This window comes from Roseburia inulinivorans DSM 16841, assembly GCF_000174195.1.
Classification (GTDB): Bacteria; Bacillota; Clostridia; order Lachnospirales; family Lachnospiraceae; genus Roseburia; species Roseburia inulinivorans.
Window position 1 is genome coordinate 20,337 of the sequence record NZ_ACFY01000021.1, and the last position, 19,552, is coordinate 39,888.

General features: G+C 32.0%; 19 protein-coding genes. 18 read left to right on the forward strand and 1 reads right to left on the reverse strand.

Translation table 11 applies throughout. The features are described 5' to 3' along the window. Nucleotide 1 precedes the first annotated feature (1 nt). The 7 genes from ROSEINA2194_RS01755 to ROSEINA2194_RS01785 are packed head-to-tail and all read left to right on the forward strand — an operon-like array spanning nt 2 to nt 6,963. Nucleotides 2-1,705, forward strand: a complete 1,704-nt coding sequence (locus tag ROSEINA2194_RS01755) for an SAM-dependent methyltransferase (protein ID WP_007882665.1) — start codon at nt 2-4, stop codon at nt 1,703-1,705. A 28-nt stretch (nt 1,706-1,733) separates the two neighbouring features. Continuing rightward, nucleotides 1,734-2,228, forward strand: a complete 495-nt coding sequence (locus ROSEINA2194_RS01760) for a hypothetical protein (RefSeq protein ID WP_007882666.1) — start codon at nt 1,734-1,736, stop codon at nt 2,226-2,228. A gap of 3 nt (nt 2,229-2,231) precedes the next feature. Beyond that, the gene (locus ROSEINA2194_RS01765; protein ID WP_044926906.1) at nt 2,232-2,912 is read left to right on the forward strand and encodes a DUF4422 domain-containing protein; all 681 of its coding nucleotides are present in this window, start codon (nt 2,232-2,234) and stop codon (nt 2,910-2,912) included. A 30-nt stretch (nt 2,913-2,942) separates the two neighbouring features. After that, the gene (gene pseF, locus ROSEINA2194_RS01770) at nt 2,943-3,653 is read left to right on the forward strand and encodes a pseudaminic acid cytidylyltransferase (RefSeq protein WP_007882674.1); all 711 of its coding nucleotides are present in this window, start codon (nt 2,943-2,945) and stop codon (nt 3,651-3,653) included. 1 nt (nt 3,654) lies between these two features. Next, nucleotides 3,655-4,701, forward strand: a complete 1,047-nt coding sequence (gene pseI / locus ROSEINA2194_RS01775; protein WP_021923618.1) for a pseudaminic acid synthase — start codon at nt 3,655-3,657, stop codon at nt 4,699-4,701. A gap of 8 nt (nt 4,702-4,709) precedes the next feature. Beyond that, nucleotides 4,710-5,726 (forward strand): UDP-2,4-diacetamido-2,4,6-trideoxy-beta-L-altropyranose hydrolase, encoded by a 1,017-nt coding sequence (gene pseG / locus ROSEINA2194_RS01780; protein WP_007882687.1) that lies wholly within the window; start codon nt 4,710-4,712, stop codon nt 5,724-5,726. A gap of 49 nt (nt 5,727-5,775) precedes the next feature. Then, on the forward strand, nt 5,776-6,963 hold the full coding sequence (locus ROSEINA2194_RS01785) for a glycosyltransferase family protein (protein WP_007882689.1): 1,188 nt from the start codon (nt 5,776-5,778) through the stop codon (nt 6,961-6,963). A 13-nt stretch (nt 6,964-6,976) separates the two neighbouring features. Here the strand turns inward: ROSEINA2194_RS01785 and ROSEINA2194_RS01790 are convergent, their stop codons facing one another. Continuing rightward, complete coding sequence (locus tag ROSEINA2194_RS01790; RefSeq protein ID WP_007882692.1) at nt 6,977-7,993, reverse strand: glycosyltransferase family 2 protein; 1,017 nt, start codon at nt 7,991-7,993, stop codon at nt 6,977-6,979. A 180-nt stretch (nt 7,994-8,173) separates the two neighbouring features. Here ROSEINA2194_RS01790 and pseC point away from each other — a divergent pair, with 180 nt between their 5' ends. The 11 genes from pseC to ROSEINA2194_RS01845 all read left to right on the forward strand — a co-directional run bounded on the left by pseC (nt 8,174) and on the right by ROSEINA2194_RS01845 (nt 19,505). Next, entirely contained in the window at nt 8,174-9,301 is a 1,128-nt protein-coding gene (gene pseC / locus ROSEINA2194_RS01795; protein ID WP_007882694.1) for a UDP-4-amino-4,6-dideoxy-N-acetyl-beta-L-altrosamine transaminase, read from the forward strand. 43 nt (nt 9,302-9,344) lie between these two features. Next, a complete protein-coding gene (locus tag ROSEINA2194_RS01800) occupies nt 9,345-11,369 on the forward strand; it encodes a sulfatase-like hydrolase/transferase (protein WP_007882696.1) in 2,025 nt (674 codons plus the stop codon). 106 nt (nt 11,370-11,475) lie between these two features. Continuing rightward, nucleotides 11,476-11,859: a hypothetical protein gene (locus tag ROSEINA2194_RS23995; protein ID WP_500138184.1), complete on the forward strand. Its 384-nt coding sequence runs from the start codon at nt 11,476-11,478 to the stop codon at nt 11,857-11,859. Nucleotides 11,860-12,019: 160 nt separating this feature from the next. After that, complete coding sequence (locus tag ROSEINA2194_RS01810) at nt 12,020-13,129, forward strand: DegT/DnrJ/EryC1/StrS family aminotransferase (protein ID WP_007882700.1); 1,110 nt, start codon at nt 12,020-12,022, stop codon at nt 13,127-13,129. Nucleotides 13,130-13,145: 16 nt separating this feature from the next. After that, nucleotides 13,146-13,853 carry a WbqC family protein gene (locus tag ROSEINA2194_RS01815; RefSeq protein ID WP_007882702.1) on the forward strand — a complete coding sequence of 236 codons (708 nt, stop codon included), beginning with the start codon at nt 13,146-13,148 and terminating at the stop codon, nt 13,851-13,853. Between the two features lie 8 nt (nt 13,854-13,861). After that, nucleotides 13,862-14,671 carry a radical SAM protein gene (locus ROSEINA2194_RS01820; RefSeq protein ID WP_007882703.1) on the forward strand — a complete coding sequence of 270 codons (810 nt, stop codon included), beginning with the start codon at nt 13,862-13,864 and terminating at the stop codon, nt 14,669-14,671. 14 nt (nt 14,672-14,685) lie between these two features. Continuing rightward, nucleotides 14,686-15,996: a polysaccharide pyruvyl transferase family protein gene (locus tag ROSEINA2194_RS01825; RefSeq protein ID WP_007882704.1), complete on the forward strand. Its 1,311-nt coding sequence runs from the start codon at nt 14,686-14,688 to the stop codon at nt 15,994-15,996. Continuing rightward, on the forward strand, nt 15,989-16,435 hold the full coding sequence (locus tag ROSEINA2194_RS19525) for a GNAT family N-acetyltransferase (RefSeq protein WP_007882705.1): 447 nt from the start codon (nt 15,989-15,991) through the stop codon (nt 16,433-16,435). Before ROSEINA2194_RS01825 ends, ROSEINA2194_RS19525 begins: the two co-directional genes overlap by 8 nt. Before the next feature lie 43 nt (nt 16,436-16,478). Then, nucleotides 16,479-17,489 carry a glycosyltransferase family A protein gene (locus ROSEINA2194_RS01835; RefSeq protein ID WP_007882706.1) on the forward strand — a complete coding sequence of 337 codons (1,011 nt, stop codon included), beginning with the start codon at nt 16,479-16,481 and terminating at the stop codon, nt 17,487-17,489. A gap of 15 nt (nt 17,490-17,504) precedes the next feature. Further along, nucleotides 17,505-18,602 carry a hypothetical protein gene (locus ROSEINA2194_RS01840; RefSeq protein WP_007882707.1) on the forward strand — a complete coding sequence of 366 codons (1,098 nt, stop codon included), beginning with the start codon at nt 17,505-17,507 and terminating at the stop codon, nt 18,600-18,602. A gap of 15 nt (nt 18,603-18,617) precedes the next feature. Further along, nucleotides 18,618-19,505: a DUF1919 domain-containing protein gene (locus tag ROSEINA2194_RS01845; RefSeq protein ID WP_007882708.1), complete on the forward strand. Its 888-nt coding sequence runs from the start codon at nt 18,618-18,620 to the stop codon at nt 19,503-19,505. Nucleotides 19,506-19,552: the final 47 nt, after the last annotated feature.

Genomic DNA, 19,552 nt, shown 5'->3' on the forward strand with positions numbered 1-19,552 from the left:
AATGTATGATGAATTAATAAAAAAGATGCAACCAAAACCAAAATTTAATTTAAAATGGTATAAAGATGCAGATTTATATTCAGATGGAGATGTAGAGGATAAGATAATACAATTGATAGCAGAAAATGAACCAGAGCATTATACAGATGCTATTTATGATAATTTTAGTTGGGCTACATATTATCATTTAATACATTTACGAAAAAATATTTTAAACTGGTATGATTTTAAAAAGGATAGTGATGTTTTGGAAATTGGATGCGGTATGGGAGCTGTAACAAGTGTGTTGTGCGACAATTGCAAAACGGTCACAGCGGTAGAATTGTCAAAAAGAAGGGCAACAGCAACATTGTTACGTTGCAGGGAAAAGGAAAATTTAGAAATTATTGTAGGAAATTTAAATGATATCCAATTTGATAAAAAATTTGATTATATTACATTAATAGGTGTATTTGAGTATCAGGGATGTTATACAGAATCTGATAATCCATATAAAGATTTTTTGGTCAGGATAAAGCAGCTGCTAAAGCCAGATGGGAAATTATTTATTGCTATTGAAAATCAGTATGGATTAAAATATTGGTGTGGAGCACTGGAAGATCATACAGGTATTCCGTTTGATGGAATGAATCAGTATAAGTTTACAAAACGTGGGGTAAGAACTTTTTCAAAAGAGACATTGAATAGGATAATAAAAGAAAGTGGATTTAAAAAGACATATTTTTATTATCCACTTCCTGATTACAAGCTTCCAACCGTAGTGTATTCAGAAGATTATTTGCCTCAAAATGGAAATATGCAAAACTTACAGTGTTACTATGTGCCAGATAAGTCTACTTTGGTTGCAGATGAAATGAATATGTACAAAGATATCATTGATAATGGAGTGTTTGAATTTTTTGCTAATTCATTTTTAGTAGAGTGTTCAGATAGTGAGGATATCGGAAAAATAACGTTTGCAACAATGGGAAGTGAGCGGAAGGAAAAGTATCGTATTGCTACCAGATTTGTTGAAAATAAGGTTGTTGAAAAAATTGCATTGACAAATTTATGTAGAGAAACACATTTAAAGCAGATAACAAAAAACGAACAGGTATTAAAAAAATACGGAAGAAATGTTTTGGAAAGTAATTGGCATAGAAGTGGGAAGATAGTTTCAAGTTTTGAAAAAAAACCATTGTTGGAGGATAAAGTCTTAGAAGCGTGGGATAAAAAGGATATTGAACAGGTGTTTAACGTCTTTGATATTTTATATAAGGAAATATTGAATTCATCAGAACATGTCGGATGGAAAAATAATATTTTATATACCCTAGGGGCAGGTATCGTTGAAGATGAGCTTGCATATGGACCAATTCTTCGTATTGCATATTTAGATATGATATTAAGAAATGCGTTTGTTGAGGATGGCAAAGTGTGTTGGTTTGATCAGGAATGGATTTTGGAAGATGTGCCAGCTAAATTTGTTTTATGCAGAGCAATAGCACAGCTTTATTATGCATATCCTGAATTTGAAAAATTCTGTTCGATGCAGATTTTATTGGATAAATATGAAATAAAAAGTGCTTATGAAGCGTTTCAGATTTTAGAGCATATGTTTACAGAATTAATATTTGATGAAAAACAGTTAGTAGAAAGTGCAGCATTTCGTGGAACTGATATGAAAGCATGCGTTTCCAATATTAAGAAATTACTTTCTTGGTAAATAATAATTGCAAAGGGAGAGGAAAAGTATGGATGCTGCTATAACAGATAAAGATTTGATTTATTTTTACTTTGAAATGATAAAAAAAAGTGGGGCGTTAAATGTATTAGATGTAGGGATGTTCTTAAAAAGAATAGGTGCTGTATCCAGACAAGCTATGGGGTGTGAGATTGATGCTAAAGTACAGCTTTGCGGAATTGATTTGTATCCAGATGTGCAACTGGCTGTTTATGACAGAATTTATGATATAATATTTCCTCAAAAATTATTTATAAATGAGATTGTAGATAAAAATAAAAGTATAAATTTTGATATAGCAGTGTTGCTTGGCATAGAAAACTACGAAGAAGAATTTATACAGAAAACGTGGAAGTATTCATTGGATAATGTAGCTGCAATCATGACAGAACAGAGAATGGCGGATATGCAGGTGAAAAAAGGTGTGATTACAGGCTATTATCCGGTGTCGACGGGAGAACGGACATATGCATGGATACCAACAATGGAATTGAGAGGAAATTAGGGCGTGGATACAAGAATGTATATTATGGCGCATAAAAAATTCCAGGTGCCAGATAAAAATGGATATATCCCATTACAGGTTGGAAGCGCATTAAATGAAGATTTGGGATATCAGAAAGATGATACCGGTATACAAATTTCAGCAAAGAATAAGACGTATTGTGAATTGACGGGTATGTATTGGATATGGAAAAATATTCAATGCGATAATGTTGGAATTTGTCATTATAGAAGATATTTTGTACAGGATGAATTACTTACTATTGAGTATATGGAACAATGTTTAAAAAAATATGATATTATTGTGCCGGATAGTGGAATGACGATGTATGAAAATGTATATAAACATTATGAAAACAGGCATAAGATAAAAGATTTAAATATTTGTGGTGAGGTGTTATTACAGAAATATCCGAAGGATTATGCTGCATTCAAATGGAGCTTAGAAAGAAATTTTATGTCGTTAGGAAACATGGTAATTACATCCAAAACACTTTATGACGAATATTGTAGCTGGCTGTTTGATATTTTATTTGAAGTAGAAAAAAGAATCAATATTGAAAACTATGATGATTATCAGAAACGTGTATTTGGTTTTTTGTCAGAACGATTATTTCGGACCTGGTTATTAAACAGACCGTTAAAGGTTAGAGAAGAAAGAGTTTTGTTTATAGATGAACAATAAACATAAAATTTTCAGTGAGGGTGAATAGCTATGGAAAAAGCGATTGCAATCATTACAGCACGGGGAGGTAGTAAGCGGATTCCTCGTAAAAATATTAAAGAATTTTGCGGAAAGCCAATTATTGCATATTCAATTGAAGCTGCGAAAAAGAGTGGCAGGTTTTCAGAAATCATGGTATCGACAGATAGTGAAGAGATTGCGGAAATATCAAGAAATTATGGAGCAAATGTTCCGTTTCTTAGGAGTAAAAAAACATCGGATGATTATGCAACAACTGCAGATGTTTTGATGGAAGTGCTTGATGGCTATAAGCAGCGGGAAAGAGAATTTGAATATACTTGCTGCATTTATCCAACGGCACCATTTGTCACGGAAGATAAGTTGATACGTGCCATGGAAATTATGGAAAGACAAAATCCGGTAGCGGTTATGCCGGTGGTGCAATTTTCATATCCACCACAAAGATGTTACGTGGTGGATGAAAATGAACGGATTCATTTTAAATTCCCACAATATGCTGCAGCAAGATCGCAGGATTTAGAAAAGCAATATCATGATGCAGGACAGTTTTATGTATATCAGACAAAAGATTATTTGAAAAATAAAGGAATGGTGTGGGAAAATATTATGCCAATCATTGTTTCTGAATTAGAGGTTCAGGACATAGATAATGAAACGGACTGGGAGCTTGCAGAAATAAAGTACAAGATAATGTGTGAAAAAAATAAAGGAATTTTATAGAATGATACAGTTTAGGGAAAAAATACAAAATGGTATATATGTAATTGCAGAGATGTCTGCAAATCATGCAGGAAAAATAGAAAATGCATTTAAAATTATTGAAGAAGCAGCAAAAGCAGGTGCAGATTGTGTAAAGATCCAGACATACACAGCGGACACACTGACAATCGACTGTGATGATGATGCTTATAGGCTTCATGGTGGTCTGTGGGATGGATATAATTATTATCAATTGTACAAACAGGCATATACACCATGGGAATGGCAGCAAGCCTTGAAGGACAAATGTGAGGAGGTTGGAGTAGATTTTTTATCTACTCCTTTTGACAAAACAGCAGTAGATTTTTTGGAAGAACTTGGAGTTGAATTTTATAAGATAGCGTCTTTTGAATTGGTAGATATTCCATTGATAGAATATGTTGCCAGTAAGGGAAAGCCAATTATTATGTCCTGTGGAATGGGAAGTGAACAGGAGATAAAAGAGGCATTAGATGCATGTCACAGACAGAAAAATTATAATGTTGCATTATTAAAATGTTGTAGTCAGTACCCGGCACAATATGAGGATATGAATGTTTCGGTTATACCTGATATGAAAAAGCGGTTTGGTGTACCAGTAGGATTATCGGATCATTCATTGGGATCTTTGGCAGATGTAGTAGCTGTGTCATTGGGCGCACAGATTATTGAGAAGCATGTATGCCTGAGCAGGCAAATAGATAATCCGGATGCAGGTTTTTCTATGGAATTAAGTGAGTTTGCACAGATGGTCAAAGATGTTAGAAATGCTTATATTATAAAAGGAAAAGCAACTTATGAATTGACGGAGCATGAAAAGAATAGTTTGATTTACCGTCGTTCTCTTGTGGCTGTGAAATCAATTGCGAAAGGAGAAGCTTTTACAGAGGAAAATGTTAGAAGCATCCGACCGGCAATTGGAATTAAACCGAAATATTATTACGAATTATTAAAGAAAACAGCGAAGCAGGAATATCATTTTGGCGAGCCGATTTCCATAAATGAAATAAGTGAACAAAAAATTTTATAGAAGGAAGAATGATGATAGGGTTTCGTGTGGATGCGAATGAAGTAATCGCAACAGGACATTTAATGCGTTGTATCAGCATTGCTTTAGAGTGTAAAAAACGCGGGCAGCAATGTATTTTTTTTATGGCAGAAGACAAAGAGACAGAGCGGTTAAGGAAAGCAGGATTTCAATATTATATATTAAATAGTGACTGGAAAAATCTGGACAATGAAATTTCTGAGTTTCAAAAAATATTAGAAAATTATAAGTTAAATTATTTAGTAGTGGACTCATATCAGGCGACAGCGGGATATTTGGCAGCATTGGAGGAAATTCAGCCTGTATGTTATATTGATGATTTGAAGAGAGAAGTATATGATGTTTCAGTTGTAATTCATTATATAAGTCCGTTTAAAAATGATAGCTATGAAGAAATGTATAGAAATACACATACTGAATTGTTAAATAATATGAAATATGCCCCGCTCAGACCTGAGTTTCATTATAAAAAAGAGAAAGTTATCCGAGAAAAGAGTATTCTTATAACTACAGGGGGGACAGATTTTTATAATGTTGCAGGAAAAGTTGCAGCATTGTGTCAGAACAGCATGCAGATAAAAAGTTATAAAATACATCTTATTATTGGAAGCATGAATCAGCATGAAACGGAACTAGAACAATTAGCGGAGAAATATACGAATATTATTTTACATAAAAATATAACAAATATGAGTGATTATATGAGATTATGTGAGGTGGCGGTATCGGCTGGCGGAACAACATTGTTAGAGTTATGTGCATGCAAAATACCAACAGTCTGTTTTTCTTTTGCAGATAACCAGGTAAAGTTTGCAAATGATATGGGGAAAATTGGTGCAGTAAAATATGTCGGAGATGCGCGGAAAATTGAAGATATAGAAAATAAGATAGTTAAGCAATTGTTAATATTTATAAAGAATGAAGAAGAAAGAAAAAAATATGCAGATTGTATGGGAAAACTAATTGATGGACATGGAACGGAAAGAATAGCTGATGTATTATGTTAGAAGTTGAAATATAAAAATATATTGGAAAAAGGGAAATAAGTAAAAACAAATGAATGATAAAAAGATTGCTTTTATAATTGCAGTAAATAATGAACAGTATTTTGAAGAATGTTGTTTTTATATTCACAGGCTTTCTGTACCGGCTGGATATGATATAGATATTATTGCAATTCGTGAAGCTGATTCTATGTGTGCTGCATATAATGCAGGCATGAATAATAGCGATGCTAAATATAAAGTTTATATGCATCAGGATGTAATGATACGAAATGTACAATTTATTGAAAATATAATTAAAATTTTTAAACAGAATTTGAAAGTCGGAATGATAGGAATGATAGGTGGAACATGTATGCCTGAAACGGGAGTGATTTATCGTGCATGGGATATCGGAATGGTGGATTGCAGGGATCCGGATATGGCATATTATCTGGAAGGACAGCAGAATATGCCAAAGAAAGATGTGATTGTGGAAGCAGTAGATGGACTTTTGATGGCAACACAATATGATATTACATGGAGAGAAGATTTATTTACACATTTTGATTTTTATGATGTATCACAATCATTTGAGATGCGCAAAGCTGGATACCAGGTTTTAGTTCCCTATCAGAAAACACCCTGGGTGATTCATGATAGCGGATTTGCGAAGCTGACTTATTATGATGAAGAGCGAAAAAAATGTAAAAAAGAGTATCCACAGTATTTATATGCAGACAACGGGTTTGAATTTACATATGACAGAGAGTGGAATGAATTGAGTGAACTTCTTGCAGAGCAGGTAAAAAAAATGATTGAAGATAAAAATTGGGAGCAGGTTATTCCAATTATAGATTCTTATGAGAAAGCGGGAAGAAAAAACAGTTCTTTGGAAATGCTAAAAATTTGGAAAAATATATATGAAAAGGAAAGAACAAATAATTTTTTTAGTAATTGTAAGAATTACGAAGGCATGTATACAAAATATACGGCGGTTCGTTTCCTTTTAAGACGTATGGAATTAAACATGGAGGAAGATACGTATTTTGAGTTGATTTCTGCAATAAAGGCAAATGAGATTTCATACGATGCATTAATGGAAATTATATCAAGGGCAGTGGTTGACAAAGGCAATGTGATAAAAAAAATAGGTGATATATATAATAGAAATGGACAGACAGATTATTATAAAAAATGTGAGAAAGTTGAAAAACTGCTAAAAGATAAGTCGATACCGATTGCGTATTGTCAAAAATAATTACATTGAGCAATTATAATTGCTCAATGTAATTATCTAACCAAAATTTATCTATGTCATGTCCAAGCTTTTTATATAATTTCATTTGCATCGGAATTAAATCACTGTAGATTGAAATATTATAATCAGAAACTTCTTTTAGTACAGTAGCCTCTAATTGCTTGAAAAAAGAAAGCGATATTTTAAAATTACGAAGTTTGCCAAAATATATTGTTTCATAAAGATATGTATGAAGAAAATATAATTTGATTTCTTCATAGTATTCACGGAAAAAGGGAGTTCTTTTCATAAAGTTCCAAACAGCAAGTTGGACATTTGCATGCATTTTTAAAGTGTTCTCCTGTTCCATATCATGTCGCATTGTACCTGTATTGTTTTGTCTGTAAAAATAAAGTACATTATCCAGTATAATTATTTTGTTTGCGTAAAATAGAAGCGGATATACAAACAAAGGTTCTTCATAGATTGTATGTTCTGCATAAGAAACATTTGCAAGCTCAATTAAGCTGCGCCGGTATAATTTGTTCCAACAGCCATAAGTAATTTTTTCAGAAACTAATAATTGTTTACGTTCAATGGATGAAGTAATATTTATGACTTCGGGCGAGATGGTACGATTGGAAGAAACAGCTCCTAAATTTTCAGTGTAATAACAATATTCAAACTGAACAAAATCGGCATTATATTCAAGGGCTGCTTTATATACTACTTGAAGGAAATCGGATGTGACAAAATCGTCGGAATCGACAAATGCTATGTATTCTCCAGTTGCGTATTGTAAAGCTATATTTCTGGCACCTCCCTGTCTCATATTTTCTTCTAGTTTTAGTATGAGGATACTTTCTGGGTAGGCACATTCAAATTCTTGAAGCATATTCCAGGTTTCACCGTTATCCGTAGAAGCATCATCTACGAAAATTAATTCTATATTTTCTATTCCTATTGTTTGTTGTACTAGGGATAAGAAACATTTTGGAAGCCATTTTGTTGCATTGAAGCATGGAATAATAACACTTACTTTTTTTGACAATGATATTTACCTCTAAAAAATTGATGATAATATAATAGCGTAGACAGATGGATATTGCAATGTCATGATTGATTTCTTGTGATGATAAATTATAATAAATATAGATTGTAAATCATATCAGAAACAAATGGATATAGATGTAAAAAGGTTGCTTATATTTTGAACATAGGAGGAAAAATAATGATACCATACGGAAGACAGACAATTGAAGAGGATGATATACAGGCAGTTGTAGATGTTTTAAGATCGGATTATCTTACAACTGGTCCAAAGATAGCAGAATTTGAAAAAATGGTTGCGGATTATGTCGGGGCGAAATATGCGGTGGCGATTTCAAACGGAACATCGGCACTTCATGCGGCATGTTTTGCAGCAGGGATTCAGGCGGGGGATGAAGTAATTACAACCCCGTTAACGTTTGCAGCTTCAGCAAACTGTGTTTTATATTGTGGCGGAACACCGGTATTTGCTGATGTCAATCCAAAAACCTATAATATAGACCCGGAAGATATCCGCAGAAAAATTACCAATAAGACAAAAGCAATTATTGCAGTTCATCTTGCAGGACAGCCTTGCGATATGGACGAGATTCATAAAATAGCAAAAGAACATGATTTGATTGTCATTGAGGATGGTGCACATGCACTTGGTTCTGTATATAAAGGGAAAAAAGTAGGAACTTTGTCGGATATGACAACGTTCAGCTTCCACCCGGTAAAACCGATCACAACAGGGGAAGGTGGAATGATCGTCACAGATAATAAAGAATTTTACCAGAAAATGATGTTATTCCGCAGTCATGGCATTACTCGTGACGAAAATCTGATGACACGAAATGATGGTCCATGGTTCTATCAGCAGTTAGATTTGGGATACAACTACCGCATTACAGATATTCAGTGTGCGTTAGGTTGCAGCCAGATGAAAAAACTGGACAGATTTTTGGAACGTAGAAAAGAAATCGTAGCGCGCTATAATGAAGCGTTTGCTGATTGCGAAAATATTATCACACCATATCAGCTGCCGGAGACAGAGAGCGGCTGGCACCTTTATATTGTACAGGTAACAAACTGTGACAGAAGAAAAGTATTTGAGGCATTAAGAGAACACGGAATTGCAGTGAATGTACATTATATTCCTGTTTATATGCACCCTTATTATCAGGAACATGGATATAAAGATGTTCATTGTAGGAATGCAGAGGAGATTTACTCACATATTATCAGTTTACCGTTATATCCGACACTTACAATGGAAGAACAGGATTATGTGATACAACAGGTTTGTGAATGTACAAAGAATGAGTAATAAATTTTATTTTTTATAGGATTGCAAATGAGGGAACGTTATAATGGAAAAAATTGCAAAACAATTGGTGTGGAACGTACTTTTTGAAAAGGCAGTTTCGTATGATGAAAAAGAACAATATATATCGAATTATAGAAATGAATTTCCTGAAGATGTAGATGTATATGCAATGGAAATAGAATTGCTTGTTCAGGGAAATAAATTAGAGGATGCCTACAATATTGCAAAAGTTGCATTAAGAAGAAATCCGTATTTAATTATTGTTCATTTCAATTTGGCAAAAATATGCGAAATGCAGTCAAAATATTTAGAAGCATATAGGCATTATTCTATTACTAAGTTTTTAGCTGGTTATGCAGAGGAAAAGGATATAGTACCGATATGTGAAAAATCAATGCAAACAGTATTGAAACATTTGGAGAAGTCAATTGAATTATTGCCAGAAAAAGAAAGAAAATTATTAATTGAAGAAGCAATTCCCAATATGCTTGGATGTGAGGCAAATCAATTTGGCTATAAAGAGCTTAGATTCTGTTCTTTTCAAAATATAATAGGAGATTATTATTTTGAATATGAAAAAAAATATATTGGGGTATATCAGGTACCTAATTATATTATTAATGCATTAAATAATAAAACGGCAATTGAGTTAAAAACAGAAATTAGAACAGTATTAGAAGATACACATTTACAATTGCCAAAGGAACCAGAAGAGTGGATTGTTCCAATAGCTGTGGAAAAAGTAAATACATTGCATCTGATACATCATGAACAACATGAGGATGTAAAGTGTTTGCAACGTCAGGCTAAGAATTTCTATTATTATCGAGTATGTGGGGGAAGTTCGATTGTATCTTCAGATAAATGTTATTATGGTGAGCCAATACCGATAAGAAAAGACAAGGAAAAAAAGAAACTTATTTTAAGTATTTTTGTGGATGGATTAGCACAGGTATTGTTAAATAATGGAAGATTTGTAGAACTTATGCCAAATACAGCAAGATATTTTGAAAAAGGCTTGATATGTACACAGGCGTATAGTTCTGGAGAATGGACATATCCGAGTATAGCGGGAGCAATGTCGGGGTTATCGACGGTACAGCATATGATGTTTCATAATGAAATCGACTGGAAACTTCCAGATGATGTAAAAACATTAATGGAATACTTTCATCAGGAAGGATACCATACAAGTATTTTTTCAGGGGATCGTCGTATAATTCCATCATATGGATATATAAGGGGGTGTGATCGATTTATTTATCAGCTTCAACATGTAGGATTTTCGGCAGAAAAAATGATAGGGAATGTCATAGATGAGATAGATGCATTGAAAGAGGTAAATCAATTTGTTTGGATGACCATTGGTGATTTACATGATGTTGTAGATGAGTTAATACTTCCAACAAGCGTAGCGACGAGTTTAAATGTAAAAGACAGAGATGTTAAACAAGGTGGAACGACATCTGTAAAACAATCGTATGATAGTTCAAAACAACATCAATACGAAAAAATGATGACATATATAGATAGATATTTAGGTATGTTATTTCAATTTTTAGAAGATACTTATGAAGATGATGAAATAATAATTTCACTATTTTCCGATCATGGTCAGGGATATTTGATACCTGATGGTGGGCAATTTTTAGGACCAGAGAGAAGTAATATTGCCTATATGTTTAGGGATGGACAGCATATTGGTCAAACAAATGAGATAATGTCATTGCTAGACTATACAGCGATTATGTGTAAACTAGCAGGAATAAACTATAACGAAAATAATGTATCAGGAAGACTTCCAAAAATATTTGGAGGGCAAGGAAGAAAATGGACACTTACAGAAAGCTTACACCCAAATGATTACTATCGGGCAGCGTTGGTAAATGAAAATTATAGATTTTACTTTTGTAATCCTAATGAAGCCAGATATGATGGTAGGTTTAAATTGGTTGAATATGTTACATACCTTACAGATAAGGATGGAAAGAGTGTAAATGCGCCAGATGTACAAAAAGAGTGTACGAATATAGTATTAGAGCATATAGCATATTTATGTTTGAATTAAAATAAAATCAGTTAGTTTCAATGGAACCATAGATGAATTTTGCAGAGAAAACAGGAATTTGTTGAGATCATGAAACCTTGTAAAAACTTTTGATTGATTTTGAATTCTGAATCATTCTAATACGAATTATAAAAATTTTGCAATAGACGAGGTTGATATCGAACATATTTATGAACAGTATGGGGTTTATTACATTTCCATGTATTACATGGATTTCTTCCAGAAGAAGCAGCCGTATAGATTTATGGTACAATTTTTCGCACTTTTTTATTTGCAGAATTGTTTTGAAGCATTTGTCTATAGTGGCAGCAAAGGGAAATTAACTTTTTCGGATATTATAGAGATTTATTCAAAAACGGCACGCGTTTATGAACATTCTTATGAAAACAAGAATTTAGAAACTACATACGCTGTTCTTGAAAAAAATGAAATGACATTATTGCCTTTTTTATTAAGTTTAACTTGGGGAAAAAGGCTGTTGCAAAGGTAATTATTTGTTTCATGGCTTATTGAGCGTTACTGTTCTATAAGGATTGAATGGATAGGATTAATTAGATAACTGATATGGGGAGATTGATATATGATGTGTTTAACAAAATACTAGGTTTTGCTGGACTGGATATCATAGAAAATGTTTGGAGAAAAAATAAATGGATGAAAAAATATTAGTTACACGATCTTCTATGCCTCCCTATGAGGAATATATAGAGGCAATAAAGCCATTATGGGATACGCATTGGATTACCAATATGGGAATGTATCATAAGCAGTTGGAAGAACAACTTAAAGAATATTTAGATGTTTCAGAACTTTCATTAATGGTAAATGGACATATGGCATTGGAACTTGCAATACAAGCATTTGATTTTCCAGAAGGGGCTGAAGTTATAACTACGCCATTTACATTTATATCAACGACACATGCAATTGTAAGAAATCGATTAAAGCCTGTCTTTTGTGATATAAAAATATCAGATGGAACGATTGATGAATCGAAAATAGAAGCATTGATAACAGAAAAAACAGTAGCAATTATACCGGTTCATGTATATGGAAATGTATGTAATATAGAGGAAATACAGAAGATAGCAGATAAATATAATCTGAAAGTAATATATGATGCTGCTCATGCATTTGGAGTAAAGTATAGAGGAAAAGGTATTGGAAGTTACGGGGATGCTTCCATATTTAGTTTTCATGCGACAAAAGTATTTAATACGGTAGAAGGGGGAGCAGTTACTTTTTCTGATCATGCTATGTATAAAAAATTATATGATCTAAAAAATTTTGGCATTCGTGGGGAAGAATTAGTAGTTGATGTTGGAGCAAATGCTAAGATGAACGAATTTTGTGCAATTATGGGGTTGTGCAATCTAAAACATATTAATGAAACGTTACAAGCAAGAAAAATATGTTATGAATATTATTTGGAGCAGTTTCAAAATATAAAAGGAATAGAATTATTTCATAAAAACGCTTCTGCAACATGTAATTATGCATATTTTCCAATTATAATTGGCGATGAATTTAGTTTGACGAGGAACCAATTATATGATTATTTGAAAAAAAATAATATCAATTGCAGAAAGTATTTTTATCCCATTACTGCGGATGCAGCATGTTTTAATAATTGTTATGAAAAACAGAAATTAGATAATGCCAGAGCGATAGCAGGAAAGGTATTAGTAGTACCAATGTATGCAGATTTAAGCTTGTTAGATATAAAAAATATATGTGATATTATAAAAACTGCAAATTAGGGAAGGAAAACATTCTATGAAAATTGCAATAATGCAACCGTATTTGTTTCCGTATATTGGATACTTTTCGCTTATAAAAAATACAGATTTTTTTGTGTTTTTTGATACACCTCAATACATTAGAAAAGGATGGATAAATAGAAACAGAATATTAAGTGCGAATGGTGATATAACTTATTTTACAGTTCCGATTCAGAAAGCAGACAGAAATACACCGATTAATAAAATAATTGTTTCAAATAATTATGATTGGAAAATGAAGACATTAGGTCAATTAAATATTTATAAAAAAGCACCTAATTATGGTAGAGTAATAGATTTGGTAAAAGGTATATTTAATACAGACACAATGTTGATATCTGATTTGGCAATTAAAAGTATAGTAAAAACATGTGAGTATCTAGATATTGATATAAAATATGATATTTTTTCGAAAATGAATTTAGCCTTGCCTGAGGTTAAAGAACCGGATGAATGGGCGTTATATATAACGAAAGAATTAGGCTATAATACATATATAAATCCTCCAGGAGGAATGTCTTTTTTTAATAGAGAAAAATATCAGATAAATGATGTTGATCTGCAGTTTTTAGTTCAGGAAATTATTCCATATAGACAAAACAGAGAAGTTTTTATACCCGCATTGTCTATGATTGATGTCATGATGTTTTGCAGTTGTAATGAGATAAATGAGATGTTATGTAAGTATAAAATAGAAAGGTAAGAATTTGAATGAGAACGGATATAAAAAGAACAGTACTAAGTATTTCAACCTTTTGTAATCTTAAATGTAAAAATTGTCTTGCATTTATTCCATATTACAAAGATCCTTCGAATCTGAAATATGAGGAGGCTTGTTCAATATTAGACAATTATTTTAAAGTGGTAGATTCTGTAGAGCATTTTACAGTTACGGGAGGAGAACCATTACTTAATAAAGATGTTTGTAAGATATTAAAAGAAGTATATAAGTATAAAAATCAAGTATTTCAGTCGATTGATTTTGTAACAAATGCAACAATTGAAATTCCTACGGAATTATTGGACTTATTTGAAAGAAATAAAGAAAAAACAAAAATTGTTCTAAGTAATTATGGACCACAATTATCAACAAAAATAGATGCTATAGAATGTGCAATAAAGGAAAGAGGAATACCATACAGAATATCAAGGTTTTTTGGAAATAATTTATATTATGATGGTTGGATAGACTTTACAGATCATTCATTAAAATGGAATAACCTCAAAGAGCGAGACAATAATGCACAAAAGTGTATTCATCGAGTAGGAAAATATTTTGTTATTAATAACGGAGAATTGCATTGCTGCTCCAGATCTTTTTGGAGGATGAAGCAGGGGATAATTCCTAAAAGAATAGGTGAGTACGTTCCGTTAATGGATGCAACTCTTAGCATAGAAGAAAAAAGAAAAATATTGATGGAAATGTATGAACAAAAAAGCAGTACATCATGTGCACATTGTGTTGGGTTATGCAATGATGTTGAGAGAGTTGCTCCTGCGCAACAATTGGAAAGCAGATAATAGGTGAAAAATTTATGAAGAAAATTTTGGTTACAGGCTTATGTACGTTACATTGGGGAAGATTGGAATATGGTAATATAGGAAATTACTATATTGTTGAACCATTATTCCGACTGTTGCATAAACATTTTCCGGATTATGAGATAATAACGACATTTCAGATGACAGAAGAATTTGTAAAATGCGAAAAAGTACAAGTCCTCCCAATGGAAATATATTATAATTGGGATTTGGAAAAAGACGTAGAAAATGCCTATTATGATGTTGAAAAAGCAAGACAGTATCGCAATGGGGGCGATATAACTTTATCAAAGTATGATGAAATTGTATTGGAGTGTGATCTGCTCATAAACGTATCAGGAGATATGTGGGGGGATAATGCGGAACATGTAGGGCAGCAGAGATTTTTGGTTGATTGTCTGAAAATGAAAGCTGCTCAGTTGCTTGGCATAAAGACAATATTATATGCTGTAACACCAGGTCCATTTGACAAGGTGGATGATAGAAACCTTGCATTAGAAGTATTTAAACAATTTGACTTAGTGGTAATAAGAGAAAAGCTATCAAAACATAATCTCGAAAAGTGGGGCTTTCCAACAAAAAAGGTTGTGTGGGCGCCATGTCCTTCTTTTTTATTTGAGGCTAATTTGGCATATCAGTCAAAATGGACGGAGTATATTGAAAATGCACATAAAAACAAAAGAAAGGTTGTTGGTATAACTTTTGGTGGTTTCAATATGCCGGTTGGACCATACGATATGTGGCCGAGAGATCCTGAACAATATAAAGTTTTTTTGGAATTAGCAAAATATATAATACAAAATCTTAATTTAGATATTGTTATTTTTTCACATACAAACGGATTCGATTTGCCACCAAACTTTAAATTAAAAAATGGTCGAGATTATATAATATTAAAAGAGTTTTATGAGTTACTAATAGAAAAAGATGAAAATTACAGAAAACATGTTGCATTGGTTGATGAACCATTGCTTCCATGTGATATAAAGGCACTTATTGGTAAATTAGATATGTTAATTACCGGTAGAGTACATGCTTCGGTTGCAGCAACAAGCCAATGTATTCCAACAGTATATATTGAATATGATAGGCGGGTTATATATAGTGACAAAATGTATGGCTTTTCGTCGTTACTTAACATGGATAAATATGTATGTGTGCCGGGAGATTTAGAAGGATTAATTCAAACTGTTACTGAGTGTTACAATAATTTAGAACAAATTAAAAAGAAATTGGAAAAAACGATACCACAAATCAAACAATGCGCGGATTTAATTTATGAGGATATAAAAAAATATGTTTGAAAATGCTTTTTTATATGAATGGTGTAACGGAATTGAGTACAATAAGAGAATTAGGACTTTTTTAAGAGAGGTCGATGATATAATAATTCCGACATTGACAAACCGCGTTGATATAGATGGATATGCTTGTAAATTGTCGTTTAATGCAGATACTATATTTATAGTAAAGGATGCATGTGATATTGCATCGTGTTCTATTTATTGTAATTTACAAGATGCCTTTATATCTTCAATTGCAGTAAAACGAGAATTTTTACATACAGGTATTGGAACTTTTATGTTAAATAATGTTATTGAGCATAGTCGAAAAAAGAAATGTAAAAAAATATTATTAAAAGTGCATAATAATAATTTCAGTGCCATCCATTTTTATGAAAAAAATGGATTTTGCATTACGGAAATTGCAGATAATTGGAATACAATGGAATTAAATTTGTAACTGATGTATAACAAGGGAAATTTTATTTTGGGAGGAAAATAGTGTGGATAAGAAAGTCACAATTATAATGTCCGCATATAATCACGAAGATTATATTGAAAGCGCCATTAGAAGTGTTTTAAATCAGACATATAAAAATTATAAATTTATTGTCGCTGATGATGCATCTACAGATCATACAGCAGAAATACTTATGAAATATGAAAATAGTATAGATGAGATTCATTTATATGATAAAAATTCCGGACATGGAAGGGGAAGAGAGTTTATTTTACAAGCGGATACAGAATATACTGCAATAATTAGTTCGGATGATTTTTGGGAACAACAGAAATTAGAAAGACAAATAGATTACATGGAACAACACCCGGAGTGTGGGGCATGCTTTACCTGGTGTGATGAAATTGACGAAGAGGGAAAATTAACAGATATTCAAATATTTAGAGTAAAGAATAGATCAAAAGAGGAGTGGATGTTTCATTTTTGGAAAAATGGGAATTGTCTAGCACATCCATCCATACTAATCAGAACAGAAGTATACCAATTTTTGTGTAAAAAAAACATTAGTGTTTTCAGACAACTTCCGGATTTTTATATGTGGGTGAAATTGATTCAAAATTGGGAAATTCATATTATTGAGGAACCACTTGTGAAATTTTGCCATCATAAAAACAATCAGAATGTAAGTGCTTTTACAGCTGTAAATTGTATTAGAACAGATATGGAAAACGAGTATATTTGGTACAAAATCATGAAAGAAATGAGTGATGAGTATTTTAAAGAAGCGTTTCGGACTATGTTAATAAATCCTAAGGCTGCGAGTAGGGAAGAAATAATTTGCGAAAAATTTTTTGTGTTATGTATGTCTCCAGTTATGGCAATACAAAGTGCAGCAGCATTGTATTTTTATGATGTGTTTGAAAATCCAGATTATTATAAGGTTCTGTGTGAAAAATATGGGTATACCAATAAAATGTTTTATGAACAGGAAATGCAGATTGGAAAAGGAAGGTATCAATTGGAACTTCTAAAAGAAAGTAGTGTGAGAAAATAATGGAGGATAAATATAGTGTGGAAATGTAAAATAAATCCTACATTTGAACAAAATTCATTTTTAAAGATATTTTTACAACCAGAAATTTGTGTAGAATATAATGAGACACTAAAAACAAATGAAATTGAAATATTGAACGGAAACAGTACAATCAAATATCAGTGGAAGGATATATTTTCTTATTTTGAAACTTATGCAATAGAAAATTGGATAAAAAATTATGATTATTATTATCTGCAAAATGCATTAAAAGACTGGGAGAGAGGAAATTATGACACTTTGGTAGTAGGATCTTCCTATGCATGCTTTGGTTATGATGATAAAATAGAGAGTGAGCATACAAAGAATTTGGCATTACCGTCGCAGGATTTGTACTATGCTTTGAAAATTATAGAAGAATGTAAAAGAAGAACACAGTATTCAATTAAAAATATTATAATTGGACTAGGATATTATTCTTTTTATTCAGACTTATCAAAAACAGAGAATGAAGATGAATTGTCGAGGATATCGAATGTATATAAACCGATATTTGGAGATGAACACAATGCAATTATTCTTCCGCCACAAATAGAAACAAAACAAAGTGTAATATGGAATATACCGAGCATTTTAAGTTATTTCTCAAATCAGATTTATAATACAATATTTGGAGAGTATTTTTCTGTGCTCCACGAACGGAAAAAATGGAAAACTATAATGTGGGATGATAAAACGAAGGAATGGAATGAATTATTAGCAGTAGAGAGGGAGGAGGCGGGAAAAAAGAGGGCAGAATTACATAACAAAAAAATTAGATATTATGAAAGTTATATAGAAAATACTCAGTTATTGAGCCAATTGGCAAGCTGCTGTGAAAAAAATTTTGTTAAATTATATATATGTATTTTTCCGGTAACAAAAGAATATTGGAATTACATAGACAAACAAATGATTGATAATTTTTATAATGCACTCTCAGATATAAAAGGGAAAATACAAGTGCTAGATTTAAATGAATGTAAGTGTTGGGGCATAGATGATTTTAATGATATGGATCATTTAAGTGCGGTTGGTGCTAAAAAAGCAACTACGTTAATTAATAAAGCAATTGGAATATCTACGAAATTATAACAGAAGAGGAGAGAAATGTACAAAGCGGTTATTATTTATATGGGAGCAGCCTATGAGAATACATTAAATGCAATAAAATATCAGGAATTATTAGGAAAGATAAAGATTTTAGGTGTCGGTGTGCAATCCCCATTTGCCAGTTATATGGATGGGTATCCGCTATTCTCATTAGAAGCTGCATTAAAAAAAGAATGGGATTATATCTTGATTGCAGGACAAGAAGCAAATTTTGAACAAATGAAACATCTTCTAATGCGTATAGGGATTAATGGAGAAAAAGTATTTTCTGTGAATATATTTTTGATACCAGAATTTGATTTTGAAAAATATGTAGAGTTAATGAATCAAAAAGTAAGTATTTTATCAAATCATTGCTGGGCAGGTTTTACATATCATATGTTGCGAGCAGAATTTTTATCACCTTTTATTAATATGTTTATAGAAGGAACAGACTATATCAAACTTTTAGGAAATTTTGAAGAGTACATGAGTTTAGATGTTAGCTATTATGGCAGTGCTTATGAACCAAATTTAAAAAGAGAGTATCCAATTGGATTACTTGGAGATGTAAAACTACATTTTAATCATTATCAAACATTTGAAGATGCAAAAGAAAAATGGAAGATAAGAAAACAGCGTATAAATTTCAATTCACTTTTTGTGGAAATGTGGACTGAAAGTGAAGAAATTGCAGAGAAATTTAGTGAGTTGCCATTTAAGCAAAAAATAATTTTTGTTCCATTTGAAACAAAGTTTGAAAATGCAATTAGCTTAAAATGCCTTGATGCAATGTGGGAGGGTGAATTTTATTCAAGAGTTAATGGAATTGCAAATGGACAATTGGGATATTATGATTTGTTGAAATTATTGAATGGTGAAAAGAACTTTGGTAGATATCAGTAGGGTATAATGTGGTGAATGAAAAAAAGATAGCTTTTATTGTTTGTGTG

Bases quoted from the DNA above. Each gene is read 5' to 3' on its own strand.
- ROSEINA2194_RS01755 (WP_007882665.1), top strand. From the start codon at position 2: ATGTATGATGAATTAATAAAAAAGATGCAACCAAAACCAAAATTTAAT.
- pseI (WP_021923618.1), top strand. From the start codon at position 3,655: ATGATACAGTTTAGGGAAAAAATACAAAATGGTATATATGTAATTGCA.
- ROSEINA2194_RS01785 (WP_007882689.1), top strand. From the start codon at position 5,776: ATGAATGATAAAAAGATTGCTTTTATAATTGCAGTAAATAATGAACAG.
- ROSEINA2194_RS01760 (WP_007882666.1), top strand. From the start codon at position 1,734: ATGGATGCTGCTATAACAGATAAAGATTTGATTTATTTTTACTTTGAA.
- pseG (WP_007882687.1), top strand. From the start codon at position 4,710: ATGATGATAGGGTTTCGTGTGGATGCGAATGAAGTAATCGCAACAGGA.
- pseF (WP_007882674.1), top strand. From the start codon at position 2,943: ATGGAAAAAGCGATTGCAATCATTACAGCACGGGGAGGTAGTAAGCGG.
- ROSEINA2194_RS01800 (WP_007882696.1), top strand. From the start codon at position 9,345: ATGGAAAAAATTGCAAAACAATTGGTGTGGAACGTACTTTTTGAAAAG.
- ROSEINA2194_RS01820 (WP_007882703.1), top strand. From the start codon at position 13,862: ATGAGAACGGATATAAAAAGAACAGTACTAAGTATTTCAACCTTTTGT.
- ROSEINA2194_RS01815 (WP_007882702.1), top strand. From the start codon at position 13,146: ATGAAAATTGCAATAATGCAACCGTATTTGTTTCCGTATATTGGATAC.
- pseC (WP_007882694.1), top strand. From the start codon at position 8,174: ATGATACCATACGGAAGACAGACAATTGAAGAGGATGATATACAGGCA.
- ROSEINA2194_RS01825 (WP_007882704.1), top strand. From the start codon at position 14,686: ATGAAGAAAATTTTGGTTACAGGCTTATGTACGTTACATTGGGGAAGA.
- ROSEINA2194_RS01810 (WP_007882700.1), top strand. From the start codon at position 12,020: ATGGATGAAAAAATATTAGTTACACGATCTTCTATGCCTCCCTATGAG.
- ROSEINA2194_RS01845 (WP_007882708.1), top strand. From the start codon at position 18,618: ATGTACAAAGCGGTTATTATTTATATGGGAGCAGCCTATGAGAATACA.
- ROSEINA2194_RS19525 (WP_007882705.1), top strand. From the start codon at position 15,989: ATGTTTGAAAATGCTTTTTTATATGAATGGTGTAACGGAATTGAGTAC.